General features: G+C 51.2%; 15 protein-coding genes. 12 read left to right on the top strand and 3 right to left on the bottom strand.

Going from position 1 to position 16850, the window contains the following annotated elements; all coding sequences use genetic code 11:
- The 12 genes from HMPREF0326_RS00310 to HMPREF0326_RS15700 all read left to right on the top strand — a co-directional run bounded on the left by HMPREF0326_RS00310 (position 1) and on the right by HMPREF0326_RS15700 (position 13437).
- Positions 1-1218 (top strand): class I SAM-dependent methyltransferase, encoded by a 1218-nt coding sequence (locus HMPREF0326_RS00310; protein WP_020990093.1) that lies wholly within the window; start codon positions 1-3, stop codon positions 1216-1218.
- Complete coding sequence (locus HMPREF0326_RS00305) at positions 1211-3175, top strand: alpha-amylase (protein ID WP_008681811.1); 1965 nt, start codon at positions 1211-1213, stop codon at positions 3173-3175. Before HMPREF0326_RS00310 ends, HMPREF0326_RS00305 begins: the two co-directional genes overlap by 8 nt.
- A gap of 238 nt (positions 3176-3413) precedes the next feature.
- Entirely contained in the window at positions 3414-3869 is a 456-nt protein-coding gene (locus HMPREF0326_RS00300; RefSeq protein ID WP_035061101.1) for a hypothetical protein, read from the top strand.
- Between the two features lie 292 nt (positions 3870-4161).
- On the top strand, positions 4162-5028 hold the full coding sequence (locus HMPREF0326_RS00295; RefSeq protein WP_008681809.1) for a hypothetical protein: 867 nt from the start codon (positions 4162-4164) through the stop codon (positions 5026-5028).
- 24 nt (positions 5029-5052) lie between these two features.
- Complete coding sequence (locus HMPREF0326_RS00290; protein ID WP_009302911.1) at positions 5053-5883, top strand: TIGR04325 family methyltransferase; 831 nt, start codon at positions 5053-5055, stop codon at positions 5881-5883.
- Between the two features lie 2 nt (positions 5884-5885).
- On the top strand, positions 5886-7031 hold the full coding sequence (locus tag HMPREF0326_RS00285) for a DegT/DnrJ/EryC1/StrS family aminotransferase (protein ID WP_008681807.1): 1146 nt from the start codon (positions 5886-5888) through the stop codon (positions 7029-7031).
- A gap of 21 nt (positions 7032-7052) precedes the next feature.
- The gene (locus HMPREF0326_RS00280) at positions 7053-8030 is read left to right on the top strand and encodes an NAD-dependent epimerase/dehydratase family protein (RefSeq protein ID WP_008681806.1); all 978 of its coding nucleotides are present in this window, start codon (positions 7053-7055) and stop codon (positions 8028-8030) included.
- On the top strand, positions 8027-9007 hold the full coding sequence (locus HMPREF0326_RS00275; RefSeq protein ID WP_008681805.1) for a hypothetical protein: 981 nt from the start codon (positions 8027-8029) through the stop codon (positions 9005-9007). Before HMPREF0326_RS00280 ends, HMPREF0326_RS00275 begins: the two co-directional genes overlap by 4 nt.
- A gap of 46 nt (positions 9008-9053) precedes the next feature.
- The gene (locus HMPREF0326_RS15710; RefSeq protein ID WP_232221585.1) at positions 9054-10019 is read left to right on the top strand and encodes a glycosyltransferase; all 966 of its coding nucleotides are present in this window, start codon (positions 9054-9056) and stop codon (positions 10017-10019) included.
- Positions 10020-10024: 5 nt separating this feature from the next.
- Entirely contained in the window at positions 10025-10861 is an 837-nt protein-coding gene (locus HMPREF0326_RS00270; RefSeq protein WP_008681801.1) for a glycosyltransferase family 2 protein, read from the top strand.
- A gap of 3 nt (positions 10862-10864) precedes the next feature.
- Positions 10865-11692 carry a DUF5672 family protein gene (locus HMPREF0326_RS15705; RefSeq protein ID WP_008681800.1) on the top strand — a complete coding sequence of 276 codons (828 nt, stop codon included), beginning with the start codon at positions 10865-10867 and terminating at the stop codon, positions 11690-11692.
- Positions 11693-11721: 29 nt separating this feature from the next.
- Positions 11722-13437 (top strand): glycosyltransferase family 2 protein, encoded by a 1716-nt coding sequence (locus HMPREF0326_RS15700; RefSeq protein WP_008681799.1) that lies wholly within the window; start codon positions 11722-11724, stop codon positions 13435-13437.
- Between the two features lie 130 nt (positions 13438-13567).
- On the opposite strand, the gene HMPREF0326_RS00265 is transcribed toward HMPREF0326_RS15700, so the two are convergent.
- The 3 genes from HMPREF0326_RS00265 to hisC all read right to left on the bottom strand — a co-directional run bounded on the left by HMPREF0326_RS00265 (position 13568) and on the right by hisC (position 16832).
- On the bottom strand, positions 13568-14131 hold the full coding sequence (locus HMPREF0326_RS00265) for a tetratricopeptide repeat protein (protein WP_008681798.1): 564 nt from the start codon (positions 14129-14131) through the stop codon (positions 13568-13570).
- Between the two features lie 866 nt (positions 14132-14997).
- Positions 14998-15699 (bottom strand): (d)CMP kinase, encoded by a 702-nt coding sequence (cmk, locus tag HMPREF0326_RS00260; RefSeq protein WP_008681797.1) that lies wholly within the window; start codon positions 15697-15699, stop codon positions 14998-15000.
- On the bottom strand, positions 15696-16832 hold the full coding sequence (gene hisC / locus HMPREF0326_RS00255) for a histidinol-phosphate transaminase (protein WP_009302913.1): 1137 nt from the start codon (positions 16830-16832) through the stop codon (positions 15696-15698). The genes cmk and hisC overlap by 4 nt, the downstream gene beginning before the upstream one ends.
- Positions 16833-16850 lie beyond the last annotated feature (18 nt).

Genomic DNA, 16850 nt, shown 5'->3' with positions numbered 1-16850 from the left:
ATGGCGCAGCGACCTGCCATGATTTTAATTCAAGCCGCATCACGGGCGTGGAGCGGTGGACAGGATTTGTGCATGCGACTTGCACAAGGGCATATCCCCGCAGTGCAACAGACTGCGGCCAAAGCTTTAGCAGCGTGGCCGGGCATTCCCGTGGTTATCATTGCCCCTGAATACGATAGAGGATGTGAGCTTGAGCAGGTCAAGGAAGCCTTGATAGAAAATGGAAATATTTCAATATATTATGGGTTTGATGCCAGCCCCCTTGATCGAATGCTGGCCGCAACTGAATCCTGCTCTGAAGAAGACTGCATTGTACGTATTGATGGTCTCCATTTTGGCTGGATTCCAGATGTTGTTGCTGGCATGTATGAACTTGCGATAGGAAAGCGCCTAGATTGCGTTAAACTACCAGATGATTTTCCCGCACAGATTTCTTCGGATATCTACCGTGTTGGTGCTCTGCGTAAGATGCGAGCTATGCTGCAATATCATCCGGATTCTGCCGTTTATGCGGTACATCCAAAATATTTTATGTTTTTTTCCGCAGAGTTTACTTGTGCTTTTTTTGAATGTGACGACATAATTGACGACACATACCTGCAGCAATGTCGCGAGGCATTCGCAGCGGTATACGACAGTCATATTAATGTGATATTATCAGCACAAATTGCTTCTGGAAATCAATTTTCTTTTAGATATGAGCTTGCGCAGAAGTATATTTCAAAGTCGGACGTTGTCCTTGATATTGCCTGTGCCACAGGCTGGGGAACACGCATGCTTGCCGAGCATGCAAAGTCTGTGATTGGTGGGGATATAGAACCTGCTTCAATTGCTGCTGCGTCCATAGATATTCCGAGCAATGTGCATTTCCAAGTGGAAGACTGTCTTGCCATGTCATTTGCAGATGAGACGTTTGATGTTGTCGTCTCCTGTGAAACTCTTGAGCATGTTGATGCAGCCGCTTTTCTTCAAGAATGCAGGCGAGTCTTGAAACCGAATGGAATTCTTGTCATATCAACGCCGCAAAATCGTTTCGGCCATATTCCGATAACGATTGAGCATACTCACGAGTTTTCCGCAAAGGAATTGCGGGATGTTTGTGGTAGTTTCTTCCATGTCATCACCCAGCAAGGGTTAAAGCAGGGGCGTATTTTGAAAGATGGCGACCCGTTGGGCGCTAGCTCCTTTATCGTGTGTAAAAAGATTGCAGATGACTAAAGCGCAAACCACAGCCTATTTATTTTTCCATTGTAACCTCGCCTTTTCTTCTATTGCGGAAGAACAGCGCGCCGAGGTGATCGACCGTTGTTACATTCCCATGCTTGGCATTGCCCAAGAGTACGGCATCCCCCTTGGCGTGGAATGCACGGGATGGACGCTGGAAGAAATCGCCCGCTTACGGCCGCAGTGGTTAGACCGCTTCAGCACGCTCTGCGCTCAAGGCTTGGCTGAGTGCATCGGCTCGGGCTACACCCAGCTTATCGGCCCGCTGGTTCCGTCAGATGTTAACTGCAACAACCAGCGTCTTGGGCAGCGGGCATATGAACACCTGCTTGGGCAGCAGCCCGCAATTGCGCTGATCAACGAGCAGGCGTACTCGTCGGGTATTCTGGAACATTATGTAGACCACGGCTATGCCAGCATCTTGATGGAATGGGACAATCCCGCCCTTGCCCATCCCAGCTGGCAGAGTGAGCTGCGGTACGCGCCGCAGAAGGTTCTTGACCATCAGGGCCGCCCTCTTGATCTCGTATGGGTGCAGTCTGTGGTATTTCAGCATTTGCAGCGGCTGGTACACGAAGACTTGGAGCTTGATGCTTATCTGAATTGTCTGAAGCGGCATGTTGGCCCCAGTTCCAGAGCTATCTGCCTTTACGGCAATGATGCGGAAGTGTTCAACTTCAGGCCGGGACGTTTTGAAACAGAGGCCGCTATAACACTGGGCGAATGGCAGCGCATGGCGCAAGCCCTGTGCGCAGTGCGGGATGCGTTGGGTTGGCGCTTTTGTTTGCCAAGCCAGGTAACGGCCTTGAACCTCCCTCATGCCGGGCACGTCCTGCAACTGGAATCTTCAGCTCAGCCTGTTATTGTCAAAAAGCAGCCCAAGTACAATCTGTTGCGCTGGGCGGTCACCGGGCGGGGTGACTTGGACATCAATACGCGTTGCCATCGTATACTCCATGCCATGCGCGCGGGCGTGCCTGATGATGCGGACTGGAGGGCACTCTGTTGCCTTTGGGCCAGCGACTTTAGAACCCACATCACAGAGCAGCGATGGAATCGGTATGCGGCGGCGTTGGCAGACATGGAAAACAAGTGGCAGGTGTCGCCGCCGGATAATTCAAGCTTGCTCACGGGGCAAACAGCAGCATTGACCATGCCGCGCTGGATTGATGCGGCCACTCCTCATGTGGCGGCGCGGCTCAACCCACGCAAGGGCTTGGCGGTGCAGGCGCTTTCCTTCCCTTCGCTTGGCTCTGCACCCGTTCTGGGCACTATCTCGCACGGTGATTTTGAAGATATCGCGCATGCTGCCGATTTTTTTACCGGACATGTGGTGCTGGAAGCCCAGGGGGAGCGCAAGCGTACAGACCTCGCAACCGTAACTCCAGAAATGACGGAAACAGAGCAGTACATCAGCTACAGCGCTGCTATTCCCAATTTTTTCTGCCCCATGGAAAAGGCTGTCCGCCTTTCAAAGCAGCGGCCTGAGTTCAGCATTGCCTATCGGTTTGGCTGGCAATCGTTGCCCGTGTGTTCCATACGCCTTTTGCACCTTACTCTGTTGCCCGAGGCCTATGACGTAAGCACCCTCTTTTTTGCAACGCACAACGGCGGCAGCGGGTGGGAGCGCTTCGCGCTGACCTCGCCAGTTAACCACACGGCGCCGGTGTCCTTTCTGGTATCGGCAAGCCATGCCTTGGGCATGACAAGCGGGCTGTTGCGCATTGGCGATGCACGACACTGGCTTGAAGTAAAAACAGATTTAGCGCAGACCGCACTTGTGGGTATGATTGTCCATCAGCCCGTTGGCGCATCATGGCTTACCCGCGTTATATTGTCGTATCGAGAGATCGATGATACTGCCAAGCCTAATGCACTGGTTCCACCTTCAACTGTGACAGTCACTGTGGCCGCACACAGTAAAGAAATGGCTGCTGATGCCATATGTTAAAATGGTTTTATACCAAAGTCTAAGGTTGCCGTTTAAAAGATCGCGCATCTCGCGTGCGACACCTAGTCAAGGATTAATATAGAAATGCTTGTCACCGCACCGCGTCCCTTGGTAATTTTTTGCCGGAAACGGGCATAGAGCCCTATGCGCGCAATCTTGCCGTATTGGCCATGCCGGCCGCACATTGCGGCAACGTGTTTTGCTCATAAAGTGTACCGGCCAAATGGCGTATTGTTCCATGATAGCTATGTACGGCATGCCTGTAGAAAATCTCGAAATGGAAAAAAAGCGCCTTTGCGCCATATGCCACGCCAAGCATGATATAATATGTCGAGAGTATAGCTTTGAGCCTCTGGATATGGCCCAACTCACTGCTCCTCCAGATGAGTTTGCACAAATAATCGAGGCATATTCTTACGATTTGGGATCTGCTGAATATGCTGGCTTCTCTGTAGGGCTTATAGCCGCCTATGATTTTTCTCTTTTAACAAAACACTTGTATAGCGCAGACATTTCCCCTGAAAATATACCTATTATGCGTGCATATGTTCTCAACACCATGCCTTGCCTGACATACAGCAAAAAAATGCTTGAACGCATTACACTAGGTGCAATCCTTTGCTTTAATGAATACGCGCATGCCAAGCGATATGATTTTGCGCTAGCATTGCGCATGTACCGTTTATTGCAGTAAACTTGGCATCACATTTGGGCACAAGTGGGGCATTGTTTGCTTGTACAAGAAATATATTATCTGCTTAGGCATTTAAATATTGCGCTCAATGGCCTTCAGCACGCCATTTACCTATCGCAGAGAGATATGTCTGTGCCTACTTTGATGTTGTCCTCTTCCGCTCATATGGGAAATATGGAGTAGAATTTGCGTCAGGGCGACGAACAAATAAAAACAAACAAAGATTTTTCTGTTGAATTTACAAAGATTGCACAATAATTAAGCTCAAACCTTGCTACGATGGACGAAAAACATGGGAACAAAACAAATACTTCGAAAATTCTTGTCTTTTCCGGCGCGTATTTGGAGGGATAAACTGGTTTTTATCAGCATGTTATGCCCATTACCGGAACATCCTCAGTGCCCGAAGCCGATTAGAAAAAAAGATACCTGCTTGATTCTGGCAAATGGCCCTTCGGCCAAAAGCATCCTTCAGGAACTCATTGCTAAAAGAGAGCAATTTGATCTTTACACCATGAATTACGCTCAGCAGAACGACGTTTTTTCCCAGTTGCAACCCGTGATGCATATTCTGGCAGATCCAAATTTTTTCGAGTCAAATGTACACCCAAACATCAAAGATGCGCGCAACAAGCTTGCCGAAGTACTGCAAAATACAACCCATGGGTTACAAATTGCGGTGCCACTCAGATATTTCAGGCTGGCTCAAAATATTTATGATTCATCTTCTGTCGTTTTGACAAGCTTCCCTGACCGCTCCGTTTCGACCCAGAAGGTGTGGAACAAACAATTGGTTCAAAAAGGCTATTATAGCTTTGGTGCTCAAAGTGTGCCAAGCGCGGCATTGTACATGGCGCTGATGGCAGGATATAAAAAAATTTTGTTGGCCGGAGTTGATGCTGACTGGCTAAAGTCTATGAGCGTTGACCAGCACAACAAAGTATATTGGTTTGACAAGCATTACTATGACGGCAGCGCAAAAAAATGCTATTCAAACTCATCGTACAGCCAAGAGATCTCATCTATCTTTGGATATTTCTCTGAACTCCAAGAAATATATAACTATGCCAACAGTATTAATGTTAAAATTATCAATCTAAATCCGCAGTCAATGGTTGACATTTTCCCAAAACAGACACTTGATCAAATTGTGTTATAAAATATTTTTTGTATTGGATCACCCATGAAACTGAAGACTCTATGCAGGGAAATTCTTCCGCCCATTCTGTTGCGCTACATACAGAAATTCCACCATCGCAGCCACACTGAACAGGCTGTGACTTGGCAGGGCGACTATCCTGACTGGCAGAGCGCGGTTGCAGCTTCCACCGGCTACGATCAGGATGCTATTTTTGTAAGGGTTCGGGATGCGGCCAGAGCAGTGCGTGATGGCAAGGCTCTATGGGAGCGCGATTCCGTTTGTTTTGATCATGAAGAGCACAACCTGCCCTTGCTTTCAGCCCTCATGAGCGTGGCTGCCTGGAACAAGGGGCGTTTGCGGGTTCTTGATTTTGGTGGCGCGTTCGGCAGCACCTACTGGCAACACAAGCCCTTGCTGCAAAACCTGGACAGCCTTTCCTGGAATGTGGTGGAGCAGCCGCATGTTGTTTCCTGTGGCAGAGAAGAATTCAGTTCTGGTGAACTGCAGTTTTGGCCAGACATGCAATCCTGTGCCGCTAATGGGCCGATAGATGTGGTGCTGTTTTCCGCTGTGCTGCAATATCTAAAACTCCCTTATGCCTCCCTGGAGCAGTCTGCTGCTCTGAATCCGCAGGCTATCATCCTTGACCGAACCCCTTTTGCAGAAAAGGGCGAACGAATAACCGTGCAAAATGTTCCCCCGGAAATCTACCCGGCAAGTTATGCTTGCCGCTGGCTGGATGAAGAAAAGGTTCGCGGCATCCTCAAAAAAGCGTTCTCGTTAAGCCCCAAATGGCGAAGCCAGGTAGACCCGCCGGGCTTTTGGGGTATTATGGGGTATCATCAACAAATCATACTGAACTGTAGGGATTAAGCATGACCTCCTCTTTCACTCCCTTCGCCAATCCCCACGCGGCCTACGCCCAACGCAGGCAGGAAATTCTGGATTGCGTGGCCCGGGCTTTTGATGCTGGCCAATACATCCTTGGGCCGGAAGTCGAAGCATTTGAAAAGGATTTTGCTGCCTGGCTTGGTCTTGAACACGCGGCAGGGTGCGGCAGCGGTACTGACGCCATTGAGCTGGCCCTGCGTGCTTTGGGAGTTGGGCCGGGCAAGGCCGTGTTTACGGTATCACACACGGCGGTAGCCACTGTGGCGGCAATAGAGCGGGCGGGTGGGGTGCCCGTACTTGTGGATATTGATGCCGCCACATATACCATGGATCCGGCGTCTCTGGAAGAATCCGTTTTGCATCTGCAAACGCACCGATCGGATTTGACTCCGGCGGTAGTTATTCCTGTGCATATCTATGGGCATCCTTGCGACATGGATGCTATTACGGCCATAGCAAACCGACATGGCCTTGCGGTGCTTGAGGACTGCGCTCAAGCCCACGGTGCTCGCTATAGGGAGCGCATGGCCGGGACCATAGGCGCTGCCGCCGCTTTCAGCTTTTATCCCACAAAAAACCTGGGCGCGCTGGGCGATGGCGGGGCAGTCGCCACCAATGATGCCGCTCTGGCCGAAGAGTTGTCTGCCCTGCGTCAATACGGCTGGAAACAGCGCTACGTTAGTGCGGTTCCGGGCATCAACAGCCGTCTTGACCCGATACAGGCTGCCATACTGCGCATACAGTTGCGCTACCTGGATGCGGACAACGCCGCTCGGAGAAGTTTGGCGGCTCTCTATGCTGCCAAGCTCAATGCCTGCGGTCTGATTTTACCCCAAACAGCGCATTGGGCAAAACCGGCCTTCCATCTCTATGTCGTGCGTTGTCCAAGCGACAGAGAAAACTTTATGGATTTTTTACGCAAAAAAGGTGTTGGTACAGCCATCCACTATCCGCAACCAGTGCACTTGCAGCCCGCATACAGAACGCGTATTCTTGCGCCTTGCGGGCTTGCTGTCACTGAAAGCATTATGGATGAACTGGTCAGCCTGCCCATGTTTCCGCAGCTTGGCGCGGATGCTGTTGAACTGGTTTCTTCCGCTGTGCTGGCGTGGTGCAGTTTGGGTGCGTAAAACCGCAGTCAGGGAGTTTTTGTGGATTTTTCAGGAGCCAATGTTCTTATTACAGGCGGCGCCGGGTTCATCGGCGCCAATCTGGCCCGACATCTTGTAGATGCCGGGGCAACGGTGACCATTGCGGACAGTCTTATACCTGAATATGGCGGCAACTTGGCCAATCTGGAAGGCTTTCGACACAAGGTTTTTCTTAATATTACCGATGTGCGTGACACGCACGCCTTGAGCCACTTGATTCGAGGACAAGACTTCCTTTTCAATCTTGCGGGCCAGACAAGCCATATGGATTCCATGTCTGATCCCTTTACAGACCTGGAAATCAATGCCAAAGCGCAGCTTTCTATTTTGGAAGCATGCCGTGCACATAATCCTGGGGTGAAGATAGTCTTTGCAGGAACCCGCCAGATATACGGGCGACCAGACCATCTGCCGGTGGATGAAGATCACCCCATTCGGCCTGTGGATATCAATGGTATCCACAAGGTTGCGGGTGAATGGTATCATTTGCTTTACAATAATGTCTATGGGTTGCGTTCAACCGTGTTGCGACTGACTAATACCTATGGCCCCTGCATGCGTATCAAGGATGCACGCCAGACTTTTGTAGGTATTTGGATTCGTTTGATCTTAGAAGGCAAGCCTTTTGAGGTTTGGGGCGGCGAGCAGTTGCGCGACTTCACATATGTGGACGACTGCGTGGCGGCGCTACTTATGGCTGCGGCGAACCCCAAGGCGGATGGCCGCGTGTACAATCTGGGCGGAAATTCTGTAGTTAGTTTGCGCGAGTTGGCTGCAACTCTCATTGCTGTCCACAAGGGCGGAAGCTATGTGCTGCGCGAATTCCCGGCAGAACGGAAAAAGATTGATATCGGTGACTACTATTCCAAGGATGCGCGCATTCGGGGCGAATTGGGGTGGCGGCCAACTACTTCACTGGCGGAGGGGCTAAAGTGCAGTCTGGCCTATTTTGCGCCGCGCCTGGAGCAGTATTTGTGAGCACGCGCCATTTTTGCACATATTTTGATCACAACTATCTGCCGCGCGCCATGGTCATGCTGGAGAGTTTGCATAAGCACTGCCCGCATGCGCATGTGCATGTTCTGTGTCTTTCCGACCAGTGCCACGCGGCGCTGACCGCCTTTGCCTACCCCCATGTTTCACTGATTCGGCTGGAAGAATTGGAAAGGGCAGACCCCGAATTGGCCGCCACGCGCGCAGCGCGCAGCCTTATCGAATATTACTTCACCATTACACCCTGCCTTCCGTGGTATATTTTGGCAAAGGATAACGGCATCAAGGAAATTACCTATCTTGATGCAGACATGATGTTTTTTTCATCGCCTGAGCCAATTTTTGAAGAAGCCGGGGATGCCTCGGTCATCATCACGCCGCACAGATTCTCGGAAAATCTGAAAGACAGGGAGTGTTATGGTCTGTACAATGTGAGCTGGCTGACGTTCACTCAAACAAACAATGGTCTAGAATGTTTGAGTTGGTATCGTGATGCTTGTCTGAATTGGTGTAAGGATGAGCTAGAAGAGGATCGATTTGCGGATCAAAAGTACCTTAATAATTTTCAACAACAATTTCAAGGTGTTCATGTTATAGCACATGGTGGTGGCGGTGTTGCCCCGTGGAATTTGGCAGGGGCAGTCATTGAGTGGCACAGCTCTGGCCCACACATAAATGGTTCCCCCATAATTTTTTACCACGCGCACGGCTTTAAACATCTTTGGGGGCCACTGTTTGCTTCAGGATTATCCGAGTATAGAACCGCCATCTATTCAGAAAACCTTCGATTTTTTCTTGAGACATACGCACAGAAATTAAAATTTGCGATGGAGAATGTACGGCGTGTTTCAAAAGAAAGAGAGAATAACGGGATACGCCGAAATAAGAAAAAATCTTTATACACTTTGCCATTACAAGTGTTCTATGAGTACAGAAAGAATACACTTCTTTTTTTAGCCTAAGATTACAGACCTTTTATTTTTAATCCTGTTTTCATTGTTAAATAATATGGATAACCTTGATATGCGATGTATATATATTATAACCCCAAGTTTTAACGCTGTAGAAACAATAGAAGAGACATTATATAGCGTCTTTAGCCAAAGAGGTGAATACGTCATCCACTACCATGTCCAAGATGGCACATCTTGTGATGGAACACAGAATAAACTCGAAAAATTTGCACGCGACATAAGCACGATAGATCTAAATGGCTCATTTATTTTTTCTTGGTGCTCACAGCCCGATAAAGGAATGTATCACGCCATCAGTTTGGCTGTTGCGCATCTTAACATTCCTGAAGAAGCATTTATGGGGTGGATTAATGCAGATGATCTGCTCTATGCAGGATGCATTGCAAACTTGTTTAAAGTGGTGAAAGTTCTTCCTCAAGTACAGTGGGTTGGCGGAAAACCTATGATGATTGATATGGCTGGAAATATTATACCTAGAAAAAGTTTTGATTGGTATGGGCAGCAGCTCATCCGAAATGGCCTATGTGATGGGGTACATTGGCCATATATACAACAGGAAGGAACATTTTGGCGGAAGTGGCTTTGGGATGCTGCTGGCGGAATCAACTCGGACTTACGACTGGCGGGTGATTGGGACCTATGGCGGCGGATGGCGGAACACTCGCCATACATACAGTTACCGTGGCATATGGGAGTGTTCCGCAAACGTTATGGGCAGCTCAGCTCGAATATTTCGGCCTACAATGAAGAGATTAACAGCCTCTCCCCTATTGTTTCGCGCTATAAATATCTACGGAACGTATCTATAGAAACATCAACTTTTTTTGCACCCACCGTGGTGTCTATTGGTGAGAATCATTTTCAATTGGTTGAAGTGCCACTCAGCCTAAGGCTTGGATGCAAAATGAGGATTCGCTTGTTTTTGCTGAGCCTTGGATTACACTCTTTTGTTGCTGTTTGTCAGAAGATATTACGTGCTCTCAAGGGCGGTAAAGGTTAACTCGCATGTGGGACTATTTTTTCACCATCATCACCTCGACGTACAATGCCGGCTCCACCTTGCCTCGTCTCCTGGAGTCGCTTGCTGGGCAGACGTGTCGTGATTTTGAGCTTATCATTCAGGACGGCGCATCCAGGGATAATACCCTGGATGTTCTCCAGTCATACGCTTCACGCCTTCCGTCTGTTTCAATTGCATCTGAACCAGACAGTGGTATTTATAATGCGTGGAATAAAGCTGTGCAGCGCATCCAGGGGCAATGGGTAATATTTCTTGGCGCTGATGATTGCCTCGTGTCGCCTGATTCATTGGAGATAGTGCGTCAAAAATTATTGCCCTTACCTGCTTCAGTTGTCTTCGGTGCGGGCGATGTCTTTATTTGTGACGATGATAATGAGTTGTTTCTTATGCGAGGGCTTGACGGCGATGTTGCCAAGAAGCTGCGTGCGGGTGAGCCAGCCGTGCATTCGGCCCTTTTTCAGCGTGCGTGCCTGTTTGCCGGCACGCCATTTGACGAGTCATTCAAAGTAGTTGGCGATTATGATTTTGTGGCCCGTCTTTGGCGAAATGATGAAGATGGGCACTATCTTGATATTCCGGTAACGCGCATGAGCATTGGCGGTGCTACGAGTAACCTGAGAACCATGCTGCGCTATCGTTATGAAAAAGTGCGTGTCATGAAGAGATATTACGGCGTTGGGGCGACCTTGCCGCATCTGCCTGGCCTGGTAAAGGGGCTTTTGCCTTTTGCGCTTTCCCGAATGTTTTCGCCGCAGCGAGCAGTCTTTATCTATAATAAAATTCGTATATTACGAAAATTAAAAGCAGCGTATATCAAGTAAAATATGAATTCTCACGCCGTTGCCATTATTGCCTACAGGTCTGAACCAGATAATGATGAATTGGCCTCTCTACGGCAATGCTTTGTTACGCTGGGGCAGCATCCTCTGTTGTTGATTTGCCCAGAGTCTTTGCAGCCAGCCAGCTACCTGCGTGAGGCTGCGCTTGCCGGTGTGCGCCTGAGCCTTGTTCGGTTTTCGGATCACTGGTTCCGCAGTGTGAGCACATACAACAAGCTGATGTTGAGTGTTGATTTTTATGAACAGCTAAGCATGTATGAGTATTTGCTTATATACCAGCTTGATGCATGGGTGTTCTCCGATGCATTGGACAGCTGGTGTGCACGGGGATACAGCTATGTAGGCGCTCCTTTCTTCAATGACCGTGATGAATTGTTCCCTTTTGCTGGCAATGGAGGCTTTTCTTTGCGAAAAGTGTCTGCTTTTCTTGCTCTATTGCATGGCTCAGTAAATAGGAAGGAATACAATTATGATTTTATGACTATTCATCTCCCTGCTAGGACAAAACTTAGAGGGCAATTAAAACGTATTTTGCACGGGGGTGAAATGTGTCTTTGCCGATTGTCCTCAAAATGGTATTGTCGTTTAATACCAGACCATGAAGATTTTATTTTTGCCAAGGCTTTTTCATTGCTCGGGGTTGATAATGTTCCTCTGCCGCAAGAGGCTGCTTATTTTTCTTTTGAGCGCTGCCCTGAATTATTATTTTCATGGACAAAGGGAAACCTTCCATTTGGATGTCATGCTTATAGGAAATATGGGCGATCATTTTGGAATAAATGGATAATACCAGGCAGCGTTTCATGTAAATAAACAGGCAAAATCTGATATGCTGTAATATAATGCAAATTGAACAAACAATTCTTTCAATTATTATTGCTACGCACAATGCTGCTGAACTTTTATGCTATACCTTGACAAGTATCCCTCGTGACTCTTCATTTAGTTTTGAGGTGATTATTCAGGACGGCGCATCATCGGACAGCACTTGCTGCGTTGTGCAGAAATTTACTCATCTCCCAATATCTTTTGAAAGTATATCCGATAATGGTGTCTATGATGCTTGGAATAAAGCTCTCACCAGGATGCGTGGTCAGTGGGTGATTTTTTCTGGTGCAGGAGATTACTTTGACTGGCCTGTCTTGGAGTGTTGTGTGGCGGCCCTGCGGAGCCTGCCGAAGTTTGTAGATTTTTATGCCACGCCTATACGACTGATAACGCCATCTGGGGCTAGCTTGGAGCTGATGAAGCCCTCCGCTAGACCCTTGCATGACTTGCCGCAAGGTATGTGTCTTCCGCATCCAGGCATCTTTCATCGTAGTAGTCTTTTTCACGAACATCGGTTTAGTACAAACTGTCGCATTGCCGGAGATTATGATTTTTTGTGTCGTACAGTGCGGAGAGACAATGTTGCCATCGGGGAAAATTTCTTTGTATCCATGCTGACCGGGGGAATAAGCGGCTGTATGGATACCATGTTTTCCAGTGAAAAGGAGTTGCTACACATATCGAGAAAATATTTCCCCGGCGTTATACCTTTGAAACCGCTGTTACGGCTTTTGCGTAGTGGCAGCTATTTGGTAATACACCGTTTCTTTGGTTCACGGATTGCTGGCTATTGGGCGGATCTGCCCCGTCTGATGCAAGGCAAACAACGTCTTTGGAGTTTGCCTGCTAGTCTTTCGCCTTCAATGCTACCGGAATCAGGTAAAGAGCCATATATTGATTTGATGATCGCTACTCTTGGCCGTGAGTATGAACTCGGTCGTCTGCTCGCATCGCTGGAGAAGCAGACCTACAAAAATTTTCATATCTGGCTGGCGGATCAAAATCCTCCCGGTTTTTTAGACGACATGCTGGCATCCCACTCAGGCTTGCCTCTTACGAGAATAATATTGCCTTCACGCGGCGTATCCACTGCCCGCAATGCATTACTGCCCATGGCGCAGGGGGAATTGATCGCCTTCCCGGACGACGACTGCTGGTATGCCCCGGATACGCTTGCAAACGTTGTGGATGCCTTTCGCAAACATCCTCAGTGTGGCGCGCTGCTGGGAACATGGGGGCCCCGTGAAGATATGCCTCCACCGTGCTCTAAAGAAGGGCCGGTAGGCCGGATTGATTTGTTCCGGCAAGGGGGAACATGTGTACAGTTTTTCAGGAAGGAAGTGATAGAAGGTATTCGTTTTGATCCTGTCCTGGGGCCAGGAACCGGACTACCGTATGGATGCGGGGAAGATACTGATTTTTTGCTCTATGTCCATGCGAGGACCAAGGTATGTCGTTGTTCGAGTATACGGGTTTTCCATCCTTCACCACTCAATACCCTTCCCAATAAGGATAAAATCCAGTCGTACGCCTCCGGCAGAATATTTTTATTGCGCAAGCATAAATTTTCTCTTTGGTTTCAAATTGCCACTGTATTTTTTCCATTATGCATGATGCCCATAGACGGGTTGCGAAGAGGACGGCGGGGGATTGTGTACCGGTGGACGATGTTCCGGGCACGTCTTTGTGCTTTTTTCGCACAACGGACAACAGAACGCCGACGTGGATGATCCGCGTCGGCGCTGCTTCCCCTGAAGAAGAGATTTTCCGGCCCCAGGCACCCGCCGGGGGCCGGAAAATCGTGTGGGGAGGGGAGTATCTGTTGGCTGCTTCAAGGCCGGGCGTGCGCCCGGCCTTGTCTTACGCGGCCATGGTGTCGAAAAGTTCCTTGGCGTTGTTATTGGACGGATTGGCGCCCAGCACGGTTTCCAGGTGCTGGCGGGCTTCGTCGCTGCGGCCCAGGTAGATCAGGCAGCCGGCCAGGGTCACGCGCACGGCCTCGGCTTCTTCGCTGCAGGCCAGAGCGGCTTCCAGGTAGGGCAGAACCTGTTCCACGCAGCCCAGCTGATAGGCTTCGCGCACCAGGCAGTTCAATGCCACAATGTTGGCGGCGGATTTATCCAGCGCGCGGGCAAAGTGGCTGAAGGCGTCTTCGTGTTTGCCCTGTTCCATGTAGACCAGTCCGATACCGCAGAGGGCCTTGTCGGTTTCTTCCACGGCGGCGGCTTTCTGATAGAGCACCAGGGCTTTTTCCAGTTCGGAACGCTGCACGGCCACGGTGGCCAGCCCCATGTAGGGCGCGGCGCTTTGGGCATTGTTGCTGGCGGCCTTGCGGTAGTATTCCTCGGCCTTGTCAAAATCGCCCATGAAAAGATAGCACTCGCCCAATTCCTTATTGATTTCGTAATCCAGTTGGTTGTCCATGTTGTCCTCCCCATGAGGCTGTTTCCCACACCGGCGCCGTATGCGCCTGTGGCTTGTGCCCTCCTCATATGCACTGCCTATGCCACCTGAAATAAAAGTTAATAAAATCAGCGGAATTTTTTCTAAAAAATATCTCACAAGCGGGATGCATGCGCCGTAATGATGTGCACGCGCCAAAGACTTGTCGCGCTGGGGGGAGGGCAATCGGCAATTTTTGCCGTGAACAGGAAATTTCTGCCGGGGTTATGGTGAACTGGGTTTTGGGAAATACGGCGAGAGAAAGAGATGATATGGCGGGACAAAAATCATCGTCCCGCCAAACCGAGCGACAGGACATCTCGACAGTGAAAGGAGAAAGAAAAGAGTGAGAGATGGTGCGCATTATGCCGCCCCGGAAGCGCAAAGCCTGCACGCTGTCGTCCAAGGTAACGCCCTGAGTCATAGGGATGGACCAAAGAGGATTCGCCTTGGTCGTCTCTGTTGGCCAAGGACAAGCCTTTATAGGAAACGGCGGCGGAGAAGGGGAAGTGGCGGAAGGGAAAACCTCATCTCAGCTCTTGCGCCGGAGCCTCGAAACCTTGGCATCCGCTGGCCATTAGAGCATTTTACATTTGAAATGTTACACATTTCAAACGTTACGCCGCCCGGGTACTGCGGAAGCGGCAGCTGTTGGCGAGTCTTCGAGCCATACGAATACCGGCAGCAATGTTAAAACGCGGTTTATCGCTGCTGTCGATGCCCTTAAGCCCTTTTGGGCTAACGGGCACGGCTGCCGTGACTTGCTCTAATAATTACTGGAAACCGCAGAGGTGCCGTCGAGGTCCGCCTGGACGGCGACAGCAGAACAAGGGATAAAACGCCTTTCCCTATTTCGCCTGTGAGAATAAGGCCTGCGTGCCGCCGTGCACATTGATATAGTGCAGCATCACGCCCAAAACGCCTTCAATATCCAGCTGGGATGTATCCACAATCAAGGCATCCGTAGCCGGACGCAGAGGGGCCACAGTTCGATTGCGGTCCAGGGCGTCGCGCTGCCGGATCTGTTCGGTCAGGGCGGTCAGTTCCGCATGCTCGCCCCGGTTTTCCAGGTCGCGCAGGCGGCGCATGGCGCGCACTTCGGGCGCGGCGTCCAGAAAAAACTTGAAGCGCGCATCCGGAAAGACCACAGTGCCCATATCCCGGCCCTCCGCCACCAGGGGCGAGCGTTCGCCCATGGCCCGTTGCGCCCGACGCAGCACGTCGCGCACCACCGGCACTGTGCCGATGCGCGCGGCCAACATGCCCACTTCTTCAGTGCGCACTTCGCCGCGCACGGCTTGGCCGTTGCAGAACAGCGTGGCGCTCTGGCCCCTGCCCGCGATGCTGAAAGTCCACTGGCCGCAACGCTCGCGCAGTTCGTCCTCGGGCAGATGCTCCGCGCCGGGGCCCAGTTTGAGGGCCAGGCAGCGGAACATGGCCCCGGTGTCCAGATAGGCCAGACCCAGGCTTTCGGCCATGCGCCGGGCCAGGGTGGTTTTGCCCACGCCCGCAGGGCCGTCCAGGGTCACCACCGGTAGGCGTCCACTCATGCTCGCCTCCCTTCGGACTCGGTCAGAATGTCGCGCATGGCGGCAAGAAAAGCCGTATTTTCTTTGGCATTGCCCACGCTGACGCGCAAGTGTTCCGGCAGATTGTAACTGTTCAGCGGGCGGATGATGATGCCTCGCCGGAGCAGACCCTCAAAGCAGTCCCTGGCCGTACCCGCGCTCGGAGGCAGTTGGAAAAGCAAAAAGTTGGCCGCGCTGGGCCAGACCGTGCAACCCAACTCCGCGAGGCCGTCGCACAGTGTGGCGCGTCCCTGGCGCACAGCGTCCAAAGTTGCCCGACGGAAGGCCGTGTCCGACAGGGCGGCCAGCGCCGCCTCTTCCGCCAGGATGTTGACGGAGAAGGGCAGACGCGCCCGCCAGAAATATTCGGCCAGAGCGGACGGCAGCACCCCGTAGCCCAGGCGCAGCCCGGCCAGGCCCCAGCTTTTGGAGAAGGTGCGCAGAAAGGCCGTGTTCTCCGGCAGCGTGCCCGAGGCCAGGAGGGATGCGCTTGCCTCGTTTTCGGCAAAATCCATATAGGCCTCGTCCACCACCAGCAGGCAGTCCGGCGCGAGCCCGGCCAAACGCCGGGCCAGGTCCGTCACAGCCTCGCGCGGCGGGCAGTAGCCTGAGGGATTGTCCGGGGTGGTCACGAAAACCAGACGGGTGCTCTGGTCCACCAGACCGAGCAGCGCGTCGAAATTGAAGGAAAAATCCTTTTCCAGCGGGCAGCGACGGACCTCCACGCCCGAAATCCGACCCTGAATGGGGTAAATGCTGAAGCAGGGCTCAAAGCAGGCCAGGGAATGTTTGCCCGGTTCGGCCAGGATGCGGATCAGCAGATCAATGATTTCATCGGAGCCGTTGCCCACAGCTACCCGGCACGGGTCCACCCCGTGCAGTCCGGCCAAGGCGTGGACCAGACGCGGATTGCCGCCCTGGGGATAGCGGAACAGAAACGGCGCGTGGCGGCGCACGGCTTCCTGGGCCAGAGGCGAAGCCCCCAACGGGTTTTCATTGCTGGCCATTTTGATGACCTGGGAAAGGCCGTATTTCTGCTGGATTTCCGCAATGGAAAGCCCCGGCACGTAGGCGTCGAGCTCCCGGATGTGTGGGCGCACGCTGATCTCGGACATGGTCACCCCAAAAAAAGC

The sequence above is a fragment of the Desulfovibrio sp. 3_1_syn3 genome (genome assembly GCF_000145315.2).
GTDB classification, from domain to species: Bacteria; Desulfobacterota; Desulfovibrionia; order Desulfovibrionales; family Desulfovibrionaceae; genus Desulfovibrio; species Desulfovibrio fairfieldensis.
The sequence above is the reverse complement of the archived record's forward strand: the minus strand, read 5'-3'. Positions and strand labels throughout refer to the sequence as shown.

What these genes read in the sequence shown, in the direction of transcription:
- HMPREF0326_RS00310 (WP_020990093.1), top strand. Translation starts at nt 1, where the DNA reads ATGGCGCAGCGACCTGCCATGATTTTAATTCAAGCCGCATCACGGGCG.
- HMPREF0326_RS00305 (WP_008681811.1), top strand. Translation starts at nt 1,211, where the DNA reads ATGACTAAAGCGCAAACCACAGCCTATTTATTTTTCCATTGTAACCTC.
- HMPREF0326_RS00300 (WP_035061101.1), top strand. Translation starts at nt 3,414, where the DNA reads ATGATAGCTATGTACGGCATGCCTGTAGAAAATCTCGAAATGGAAAAA.
- HMPREF0326_RS00295 (WP_008681809.1), top strand. Translation starts at nt 4,162, where the DNA reads ATGGGAACAAAACAAATACTTCGAAAATTCTTGTCTTTTCCGGCGCGT.
- HMPREF0326_RS00290 (WP_009302911.1), top strand. Translation starts at nt 5,053, where the DNA reads ATGAAACTGAAGACTCTATGCAGGGAAATTCTTCCGCCCATTCTGTTG.
- HMPREF0326_RS00285 (WP_008681807.1), top strand. Translation starts at nt 5,886, where the DNA reads ATGACCTCCTCTTTCACTCCCTTCGCCAATCCCCACGCGGCCTACGCC.
- HMPREF0326_RS15710 (WP_232221585.1), top strand. Translation starts at nt 9,054, where the DNA reads ATGGATAACCTTGATATGCGATGTATATATATTATAACCCCAAGTTTT.
- HMPREF0326_RS00270 (WP_008681801.1), top strand. Translation starts at nt 10,025, where the DNA reads ATGTGGGACTATTTTTTCACCATCATCACCTCGACGTACAATGCCGGC.
- HMPREF0326_RS15705 (WP_008681800.1), top strand. Translation starts at nt 10,865, where the DNA reads ATGAATTCTCACGCCGTTGCCATTATTGCCTACAGGTCTGAACCAGAT.
- HMPREF0326_RS15700 (WP_008681799.1), top strand. Translation starts at nt 11,722, where the DNA reads ATGCAAATTGAACAAACAATTCTTTCAATTATTATTGCTACGCACAAT.
- HMPREF0326_RS00265 (WP_008681798.1), bottom strand. Translation starts at nt 14,131, where the DNA reads ATGGACAACCAACTGGATTACGAAATCAATAAGGAATTGGGCGAGTGC.
- cmk (WP_008681797.1), bottom strand. Translation starts at nt 15,699, where the DNA reads ATGAGTGGACGCCTACCGGTGGTGACCCTGGACGGCCCTGCGGGCGTG.
- hisC (WP_009302913.1), bottom strand. Translation starts at nt 16,832, where the DNA reads ATGTCCGAGATCAGCGTGCGCCCACACATCCGGGAGCTCGACGCCTAC.